Annotated in this window: 9 protein-coding genes; 3 read left to right on the top strand and 6 right to left on the bottom strand. The window is 73.4% G+C overall.

What is annotated here, in order from left to right:
• The first annotated feature begins 80 nt into the window (after nt 1-80).
• Nucleotides 81-2,051 (top strand): thioredoxin domain-containing protein, encoded by a 1,971-nt coding sequence (locus tag VM840_03840; protein ID HVL80707.1) that lies wholly within the window; start codon nt 81-83, stop codon nt 2,049-2,051.
• Here the strand turns inward: VM840_03840 and VM840_03835 are convergent.
• Genes VM840_03835 through VM840_03825 form a run of 3 tightly spaced genes read right to left on the bottom strand, consistent with a single transcriptional unit; the run spans nt 2,048 to nt 4,166 of the window.
• Nucleotides 2,048-2,806, bottom strand: a complete 759-nt coding sequence (locus tag VM840_03835) for a class I SAM-dependent methyltransferase (protein ID HVL80706.1) — start codon at nt 2,804-2,806, stop codon at nt 2,048-2,050. The two genes, VM840_03840 and VM840_03835, sit on opposite strands and share 4 nt — an antisense overlap.
• Nucleotides 2,806-3,414, bottom strand: a complete 609-nt coding sequence (locus VM840_03830) for a histidine phosphatase family protein (protein HVL80705.1) — start codon at nt 3,412-3,414, stop codon at nt 2,806-2,808. Before VM840_03830 ends, VM840_03835 begins: the two co-directional genes overlap by 1 nt.
• A complete protein-coding gene (locus VM840_03825) occupies nt 3,411-4,166 on the bottom strand; it encodes a methyltransferase domain-containing protein (protein ID HVL80704.1) in 756 nt (251 codons plus the stop codon). Before VM840_03825 ends, VM840_03830 begins: the two co-directional genes overlap by 4 nt.
• Nucleotides 4,167-4,184: 18 nt before the next feature.
• On the opposite strand from VM840_03825, the gene VM840_03820 reads away from it, so the two are divergent.
• Entirely contained in the window at nt 4,185-4,604 is a 420-nt protein-coding gene (locus VM840_03820) for a hypothetical protein (protein ID HVL80703.1), read from the top strand.
• A 55-nt stretch (nt 4,605-4,659) separates the two neighbouring features.
• Here the strand turns inward: VM840_03820 and VM840_03815 are convergent, their stop codons facing one another.
• Complete coding sequence (locus VM840_03815) at nt 4,660-4,929, bottom strand: MoaD/ThiS family protein (protein HVL80702.1); 270 nt, start codon at nt 4,927-4,929, stop codon at nt 4,660-4,662.
• Nucleotides 4,926-5,981, bottom strand: coding sequence for an exo-alpha-sialidase (locus VM840_03810; protein HVL80701.1), 1,056 nt, complete (start codon nt 5,979-5,981; stop codon nt 4,926-4,928). The genes VM840_03815 and VM840_03810 overlap by 4 nt, the downstream gene beginning before the upstream one ends.
• Before the next feature lie 29 nt (nt 5,982-6,010).
• Here VM840_03810 and VM840_03805 point away from each other — a divergent pair, with 29 nt between their 5' ends.
• Nucleotides 6,011-7,309, top strand: a complete 1,299-nt coding sequence (locus VM840_03805) for an MATE family efflux transporter (protein ID HVL80700.1) — start codon at nt 6,011-6,013, stop codon at nt 7,307-7,309.
• On the opposite strand, the gene VM840_03800 is transcribed toward VM840_03805, so the two are convergent.
• Nucleotides 7,310-9,251 (bottom strand): AAA family ATPase (locus VM840_03800; protein ID HVL80699.1); only part of this gene is annotated, 1,942 nt, incomplete at its 5' end.

The following is a 9,251-nucleotide window of genomic DNA, read 5'->3' as shown; positions in this document are numbered from 1 at the left end:
CGCCCGCTCCCGCGAGCCGGCGCAGGGGGAGCTACCCCCACTAGGAGTCAGGCCTGCGGGCGCGGGGTAGGGTCACCCCTATGGCCAACAGGCTCGCCTCCGAGACCTCCCCGTACCTGCTCCAGCACGCCCACAACCCGGTCGACTGGTGGCCGTGGACGCCCGAGGCGTTCGAGGAGGCGAAGCGGCGCGACGTCCCCGTCCTGCTCTCTATCGGCTACGCCGCCTGCCACTGGTGCCACGTCATGGAGCGGGAGTCGTTCGAGGACGACGAGACGGCCGGCCTCATGAACGGCTGGTTCGTGAACGTGAAGGTCGACCGGGAGGAGCGTCCGGACGTCGACTCGATCTACATGGACGCCGTGCAGCTGTTGACCGGGCACGGCGGGTGGCCCATGACGATGTTCCTGACGCCGGACGGGGTCCCGATGCTCGGCGGTACCTACTTCCCGCCCGAGGACCGCCACGGGATGCCGAGCTTCAAGCGGCTGCTCACCTACGTCCACGAGCTCTGGACGACCCGGCGGGCCGATCTCCTGGCCCAGGGGCAGCAGATCGTCGACCACATCAAGGGCTCGGTCCCCCGGGCGTCGACGGACCCGCTCACCGAGTCGATGCTGTCCAACGCCGCTCGGCAGCTCGCAGCCGCCCACGACGCCTCCTACGGCGGGTTCGGACGCGCACCGAAGTTCCCTCAGCCGGCCGTGCTCGAGCTCGCTCTGCGCCTGGACGCCCGAGGGCTCGTGCTGCGCGAAGAGCTCACCACCACGCTGCGCGCCATGGCGCTAGGCGGCATCTACGACCAGCTGGGCGGCGGCTTCGCCCGCTACTCGGTCGACGAGCGGTGGCTCGTCCCCCACTTCGAGAAGATGCTCTACGACAACGCCCAGCTGGCCCGTGTCTACACGCACGCCTGGCAGGCCTGGGGAGACCCGCTGCACCGGCGCATCGCCACCGAGACCCTCGACTACCTGCTGCGCGACATGCTGGACCCCGTAGGCGCCTTCCACGCGAGCGAGGACGCCGACTCCGAAGGCGTCGAGGGGAAGTTCTACGTCTGGTCCTACGACGAGTTCCTGGCCATCGCGCCCGATGCCGCCGCGTACTACGGCGTCACGCCCGAGGGGAACTGGGAGGAGACGAACATCCTCACCGCGGCCACGACCGACGAACCCCCCGCCGAGGCGCGCCGGAAGCTCTATGAGGCGCGGGAGCATCGGGTCCGTCCCGGACGCGACGACAAGGTCCTCGCCTCCTGGAACGGGCTCGCCATCGCCGCCCTCGCCGAGGCGGGAGCCGCGTTCGGGCGCGACGACCTCATCGACGCGGCCCGCCGCGCGGCGACCTTCATCCTCGGGGAGATGCGGGGCCCGGACGGGCGCCTCCTCCACAGCTGGCGGTCCGGTCAGGCCAAGATCGCCGGGCTGCTCGAGGACCACGCCTACCTGGCGGACGGCCTCCTGGCGCTGTGGGAGGCGACCTTCGAGCCCCGGTGGCTCGAGGAGTCGCACCGCCTGGCGACCGAGGCGGTCGAGCGCTTCAGCGACTCCGCAGGAGGTTTCTTCACGACGGCTTCGGACGCGACCGACCTCGTCGTCCGGCCCAAGGAGGTGACCGAGAGCGCGACGCCTTCCCCGGCGGGCGTGCTGACCAACGTGCTGCTTCGGCTGTCCGTCCTGCTGGACGACGACTCGTTGCGCCGCGCGGCCGTGGATGCGCTGCGCGTCGCCCACGTGTACATGGAGAAGGCACCCCAGGCCGTCCCGACCTGGCTGGGCGCCCTGGACCTCTACCTGCGCCCGCCGGTAGAGGTGGCGTTCACGGGCCCGCCGTCGCGGGAACTGCGTGCGGTCGTCTGGACCCGCTACCTCCCCAACCGCGTGCTGGCCGGGCGGGCGGTCGGAGACCACCCGATCCTCGAGCGGGTGGCGCTGCTGCGCGGCCGCGACGATGCCGAGCCGACCGCGTACGTGTGCGAGAACCTGGCGTGCAAGCTCCCGGCGCGGGACCCGCAGACCCTGGCCGGACAGCTGGACGAGCGCGCGAACTAGGGGTCGCGCTCGAGGACGGCGACCCACCCGCTGGTCCGTCCCTCCTCGGGCGCGCGCCACCCCGGCCGGGAGTCGGCCCACCGGCGCAAGCCCCACCCGGTCCCCTCGAGGTCCGCTAGGAGCTCGTCGCGGGAGCGCAGCAAGAGCTCGAACCACGGCGTCGCCCTGTCGCGGAACCGGACCCGCATGGTGACCTGTCCGCCGGGTCTTGCGCGGGCCCGGTTGCGCTCGTGGTAGGTGAGGTGGACCGGATCGTCGGTCGTGTACGGGTCCAGCCCGTCGGCCACGATGACCGATCGTGCGTGGGTGACGTCGCGGAGACGCCGCAACAGGCCGGACAGCTCTGGAGGCGTTCCGGCGAGCGCGAGGTTGTTCCCTGCGAACACGATGGCGTCGAACAGGCCGAGCTCCGGACCGATGTCCTGCAGGGCCAGGATGCGGGCGTCGAGGACGCCTCGCCGCCTGCTCGTCTCGACCGCCGCCGGCGAGCTGTCGATCCCGACGACCTGGCACCCGTGCTCCTGCAGGTACAGGGCGACCCGCCCCGCCCCACACCCGACGTCCAGCACGCGTCCGGACAGCTCGTCTAGCTCCCGCACGAACTCCGGCGGCCAGTGGTCGGCGGTGGTGAAGTACCCGTCCATCGGGTGACCTTCGATGAACCCGTCGTCGCGCTCGAGCGCGGCTACCCCCGATCCACGCTCGAGGTGGGTGAGCATCGCGACCCCGAACGCGTCGTGTTCGTCGCTCAGCATCAGTGGACCCGTCTGCGTTCGGGCGGCGCGGCCGGCGCCAACTGCAGCCGCTCGGACACCGCTCGCAGGCTCCCGTCCCACTCGAACCACCGCGCGGTCAGGTTCGTGCTCGGTCTCCCGGGATGGACCCCCAGGTGGCGCTCGAGCTGGGTCAGGCAACCTCCGTGGGAGACGACCAGGACATCCCCCGCGTGCTGCGTCGCGATCCGCTCGAAGGACACCAACAGCCGGGTGAGGTGGTCCCGCTTGCTCTCGCCCTGCGGGTACGCGTCGAGCTCTCCCGCCCGCCAGGCGCGGTGGGCGTCCGGGAGCCGCTCACGCACCTCGTCGGCGGTGAGGCCGCTGAACGCGCCGACGTCGATCTCGCGCAGGTCCGGGTCGGTGGTCACCGGGCCGAGCCCGAGCTCCCCTGCGACGATCTCGGCCGTCTCCCGCGCGCGCTTCAGATCGGATGAGAAGACGGGCCCATCGAAGGGGGCGATGGCCGCGGCCGCCGCGCGCGCCTGCTCGCGGCCGCGGTCGGTTAGCGGCGGGTCGGCGTGTCCCTGCCAACGACGCTGCGCGTTCCACTGCGACTCGGCGTGGCGGACGAGCAGGAACCGCGTCATGCGGGCCGTACGGCGTCGATGTCCAGGCGGACGTAGTCGATCTCGACCGGCTCCCCGAGCACGGCGATCACGTCGTCCACGTAGCGGGGGGCCAGGCCGTCCGGGAGCGCCTGGACCTGACGTCCCAGGTTGATCGTCGTCAGGTACTCGTGGGCGTCATCGGGGGTCACGATGCGCCCGACGAGCCGGCAGTCGATGTCCACGAAGCCGGCTGCTGCCAGCCTGCGCGTCGTCGACCCCGGGTCGGGGAAGTTGCCGCGCCGCGACAGGTGGGCGATGTGGCTCGCGTACGGCTCCCGCTCGGCCACCTGATCGGCGGCCGCGAGCAGGCGCTCGAGGTTGCCCCGGCCCCCGCACTGCGCGACGAGCCGGCCGCCCGGTCGCAGCGCAGCGAACAGGCGCGCGAAGAGGCGGTCGTGGTCCGGTATCCAGTGGAAGGTGGCCGTGGAGAAGATCGCGTCGAAGGGCTCGTCCATCTCGAGCTCGACCAGGTCGACCAGGCGGACGTCCGCCCGGTCCCGGAGGTGCTCGCGTGCCTTCTCGACCATGGCCGGGTCCGCGTCGACGGCGACGACCCGTCCCGACGGGAGCCGCTCGCACAAGAGCTCCGTCACGAGTCCGGACCCGCACCCCGCGTCGAGTACGGTCTCGTCGCCCCGGAGCGGGAGCCGGTCGAGGACGTCCCGCGCCATCTCCACCATCGGCCCGGACACGCGGTGATAGCTCTGCGCGTCCCACGTCCGCTCCACCATGGGTCGTACGCTACACCGGTGGACGACCGCACCCGTGACATGGTCCTGGCCGCATCGGCCGTGATCGCCGTGCAGGCGGTCGGCGCAGTGGTCTCGGTGGCCAACCGCTGGCCCGCGCAGTTCGGGGGCCCGGGCGATCCCGACGCGGTGGCGATCGAGATCATGACGCGCGGCGGGCCGTTCACGGCGCCGTTCCCACTCCTCGCCATCTACTCGATCGCCGTGGCCGGCTCGATGCGCCCGGGCACGCCGGGCAAGGTCTCGTCGGCGATCGTCGCCGCGGTGTCGGGCGTCTTCGTCGTCGGGTTCGCGGGGGAGGCCCTGTCGCCGTTCACGGGGCAGGTGCCGCGGTGGGCGCTGTGGACGGGGGCCCTCGTCGGAACCCCTCTGAGCGCCTTCGCTGGGGCGCTCGCTGTGCGCCGCATCCGTCGCAGGTAGGGGCGGTGTTCGCCGCGCTCCCACAGTGGCCGCGGCCGAACCGATCGTCCGGCTCTCAGCCTCCGGACATCGCCAGCAGCACGTGCACCTCGGCTCCCTCGAGCACGGGGGCCCGCAGGTCCATGCGCTTCCCGTCGTCATCCAGGACGATGATGTGGCGGCGCAGCTCGTGGGACGACTCGCAGAGTCGGTCCCACATGCCCGGCCAGCGGGAGTCGAGCTCGCGCAGGACGTCCCCCAGCGTGCCCGGCGAGACCGGCTCGGCTCGGGAGCACCCCGGGAAGAGACGCGCGAGCGAGACGGGCAGGTGGACGGTCGCTGTCACCAGACGGCGACGTCCACCGAGAGCACGGGCGGCAGGTGCGATGCCGCCTCCACCCACGTCTCCCCCTCGTCGGCGCTCGCGTAGACCTGCCCGTTGGTCGTCCCGACGTAGACGCCGCCCGGGTCGAGATGGTCGGAGGCCATGCCCTCGCGTAGCGCCTGCAGGTACGCGTTCTCGCGGGGGAACCCCGCATCGAACCGCTGCCAGGACGCCCCGGCGTCGCGGGTCCGCCATACGGCCGGCTTGCCGTCGGGGACGAAGCGTCCGTGCTCGGCCCCGTTGAGCGGGAAGACCCAGGCCGTGTCCGGGTCGCGGGGGTGGACGGCGATCGGGAAGGCGAAGTCCGACGGGAGGCCCTCGGTGACCTCGGTCCACGAGCCGCCCCCATCCTCTGACCGGTACGTCCCCTGGTGGTTCTGCTGCCACAGCCGGCCCCCCGGTGCGGCCTTCACCTTGTGGACGCATGTCCCGACCGGGGAGCCGTCCTCGTAGAAGCCGCGCAGCCCTTCGTTGCGCGTCTCCCACGTGTCGCCGCCGTCGGCGGTCTCGAAGACGCCCACGGCCGAGATGCCGATCCACATCCGGCCCGCCTCGGGAGCCGGGACGATCGTGTGCAGGCAGAGCCCGCCCCCGCCCGGCTGCCACCGCGGGAAGGTCTCGTGGGCGCGCAGGCCCCCGACGTGCGCCCACGTGCGCCCGCCGTCGTCGGAGCGGAAGAGCCCCGCCGGGTCGACGCCCGCGTAGACGGCGCCGTGGCCGGGGGTGACGTTCCAGATCGACGAGATGGTCGGCCCGTCGTCGCCGTAGGACATGCCCTCGCTCGACTGCGTCCAGGAGGCGCCGCGGTCCTCGCTCCGCCAGACCGACGGTCCGTACCAGGCGTTCATACCGGCCGCGTAGACCGTGTCCGTCCGTGGGTCCCAGGACACGTCGTTCACCGGCCACGCGTCGCAGAAGGGCCCGGACACCTCCCAGTCGCGGCGGGACGTGTCCGAGGACAGCAGGAAAGCGCCGCGCTTCGTACCGACGAGGAGCACCACCCGGTCAGCCATGGACACCGTTGTACGCTCACCCGGCGCCCATGCACAAGACGGACCGCGCGATCGCCCGCCTCGCCGTCCCCGCCCTCGGGAGCCTGGCCGTCGAGCCGCTGTACGTGCTCGTGGACACGGCCATCGTCGGCCGGATCGGGACGGCGGAGCTCGCCGGTCTCGGGCTCGCTTCGACCGTGCTGCTCGTCGCGTTCGCCGTCTTCAACTTCCTCGCCTACGGGACGACCCCGCGCGTGGGATTCCTCTACGGACGGGGCGACCTGCGTGGCGCTGCCGGCGTGGCCGTGCAGGGGTTGTGGGCCTCGGCGGTCATCGGAGCCGCGTCGGTCGCCGTGCTGCTCGCCGGTGGCTCCCACGTGCTGCGCGCGCTGGGAGGCGAGGGAGCCGTCCTCACGAACGCAGAGACGTACCTGCGCATAAGCGCTCTCGGTGTCCCGGCCGTCCTCGTCGCGCTCGTCGGTCACGGGTACCTGCGCGGCCTGCAGGACACCCGCACCCCGCTCGTGGTCGCCGCCGTAGCGAACGCGCTGAACCTGGTCGTGGAGCTCTGGCTCGTCTTCGGGCTCGGACTCGGCATCGCCGGATCGGCGTGGAGCACGGTGATCGCCCAGTGGGTGGCGGCGGCGTGGTTCCTCGTGCTCATCGTGCGCGACGTGTCCCGCCGGGACGCCACGCTGCGCCCGCTGCCCGACGAGCTGAGGCGGCTGGCCACCACCGGCCGCCACCTGGTCGTCCGGACGGGCGCCCTGCTCGGCGCGTTCGTCGTCGCGTCCGCGGTCGCGGCGCGCATCGGCGCGGCCACGCTGGCCGCGCACCAGATCGCCTTCCAGGTCTTCACGTTCCTCGCCCTCGCCGTCGATGCGCTCGCCATCGCCGGGCAGGCGTTGGTGGCGAAGGCCCTGGGAGCGGGGGACGTGGCCGAGGTGCGCGCGACGTCGGACCGGCTGATCCGCTTCGGCCTCGCCTGCGGGGTCGTGCTCGCCGCGGCGCTGCTCATCGGCTCCCGCGCGCTCCCCGCGGTCTTCACCCCGGACGGCGACGTCCGGACGCGGGCCACCCAGGCCCTGGTCGTGCTGGCCCTCATGCAGGTGCCGGCCGCGGTCGTGTTCGTCCTGGACGGGCTGCTGCTCGGGGCTTCGGACACCCGCTTCCTTCAGTGGGGGACCGTCGCCGGCCTGGCCGTCTTCGCGCCGCTGGGCGCCGGCGTGCTGCGCCTCCCCAAGCCCGCGATCGGGTGGCTCTACGGCGGCCTGACCGTCTGGATGCTCGTGCGTCTCGCCTTCAACGGACTCCGCTACCGGAGCGGAGCCTGGCTGGGGTCGGGCTGATCACCACTCGACCAGCTTCCAGATCGCCGGCTCCATCCCCTCCCGCTCCCCCAGCTCCGCGAAGAGCCTCACCGACGCGAGCTGCTGCTCCTCCGCCTCCCGTCGCCTGCCGGCTGCGTGCAGCAGGTCGGCCAGGTTGGAGTGCAGGGCGGCCTGGCGGTGCCGGTCCCCCATCCCCGCGCACTCCCGCAGCGCCCGCTCCGTCAGCTCGATCGCACTGGCCAGCTCACCGGCTCCCTTGCGGTTGAGGGCCAGGTTGTTGAGGGCAGCGATGCGCACGGCGGGGTCCGGGAGCCGCTCGGCCGCCTCGAGGCTGCGCGTCAGGTGGTCGCGGGCGTCGTCCGTCCGTCCGGCCGCGCCGGCGACGACCCCGCACACGTTGTGAGCCTGGGCGACCGCCCGTGGATCGCCGTCCGCTTCGGCGGAGCTCAGGGCGTCCAGGGCGAGCGACCACGCCGCTTCGGCGTCACCACGGCGATGTGCGATGAGGCTGCGGTCGGCGAGCACCCGGGCCCGGCGGGCCGGGTCCTGTGCGGCGGATTCCAGCGCCGCTTCCAGGTGTCGGTCGGCCGAACCCAGGTCCCCCCGCCGCTCGTAGACGGAGGCCAGCCGGTGCTCGAGCCGCGAGAGGCGCTCCGGGGGCGCGAGCGCCGCCGCCGTCTGGTAGCGCGTGACGGCGTCGGCGTACTCGCCGCGCAGCGTCAGGACGTCCCCCATCGATTCGTGGACCGCGGCCGGGTCGGGGTGACCGAGCGCGAGCGCCGCCTCGAGGTGGGACAGGGCCTCCGCGTGCGCGTACACGTCACGGGCCGCGGACGCCGCCCGCGCGAACCACTCGGCCGCCTCGGCGTCGCGTCCGGCCGCGCGGTGGTGGGCGGCGACGATCGGGGCGAGGGACCGCTCCTCGGCTCCCCTCGCACGTCGGGCCAGGGCGTCCGCGGACCGACCGTGGAGCAGACGGGCCCGGGCCGGCGCCGTCTGGGCCAAGACGAGCTCCCGCATCTTCTCGTGGGCGAGGTCGACCCAGCGGCTGCCGGGTGGGCTCTCGACGACCAGCCTGCGCGCGGAGAGCTCCTCCAGGGCCGACACGGTCTCATCCATCGTGCGGCCTCCCACCTCCCGCAGCACGTCCGCGTCGGCTGGCCTCCCGACCAGGGCGACCGCTGCCAGCACCTGGCGCGCCACCTCGCCCACGCGTGCGAGACGGGACGCGAGCAGGTCCCGGACCCCCTCCGGCATCGTCGTCTCGTCGCCCGCAGTGAAGGCCGCCAGGTACTCGACGCAGAACAGCGGGAGACCCTCCGACTCCGCGTAGAGCCGCTCGACCCCGGCAGGGTCGAGCGAGCCCGCGGCGAGCTCGGCGACGTCGTCGCGTCCCAGGCGCCCCAGCGTGATCGTGGTGGCGGTCCCCTCTCGTCGCGCATCGGCCACGATCCGGCGCAGGCGCGACTCCGGCGCCACGTCCTCGGTGCGCCAGGCCCAGACGACGAGCACGGGGGTCCCGGCGAGCCGGCGCACGAGGTGGGCCATCCCGTCGACGGACGCCTCGTCCGCCCACTGCATGTCGTCCACGAACAGCACCCCCGGACGCGCCCCCGCGAGAGCGGCCACCAGGACCCCCGCGAGGGAGTCGAGGAAACGGCGGCGCGCGCCCGGGTCGGTCGGCGGCTCCGTGCCGGTCGCGCCGGACGGCGCGAGCTCGGGGACGAGACGCGCCGCGTCGGCCAGCCGCGGTCCCGGCACCCCCTCGCTCCACCCCCGACGGACGGTCGCCGCCCGCAGCGCGTCCGCGATGGGTCCGTACGCCACCTGGGCCTCGTCCTCGAAGCAACGCGCGGACAGCACCACCGCCCCCGCGAGCTGTCCCAGGACCTCCTCGACCAGGCGAGTCTTCCCCACCCCCGCCTCCCCCTCGACCACGAGGAGGCGCCCGTCGCTAGTG

The sequence above is a fragment of the Actinomycetota bacterium genome, from assembly GCA_035540895.1.
GTDB lineage: Bacteria > Actinomycetota > JAICYB01 > JAICYB01 > JAICYB01 > DATLFR01.
The sequence above is the reverse complement of the archived record's forward strand: the minus strand, read 5'-3'. Positions and strand labels throughout refer to the sequence as shown.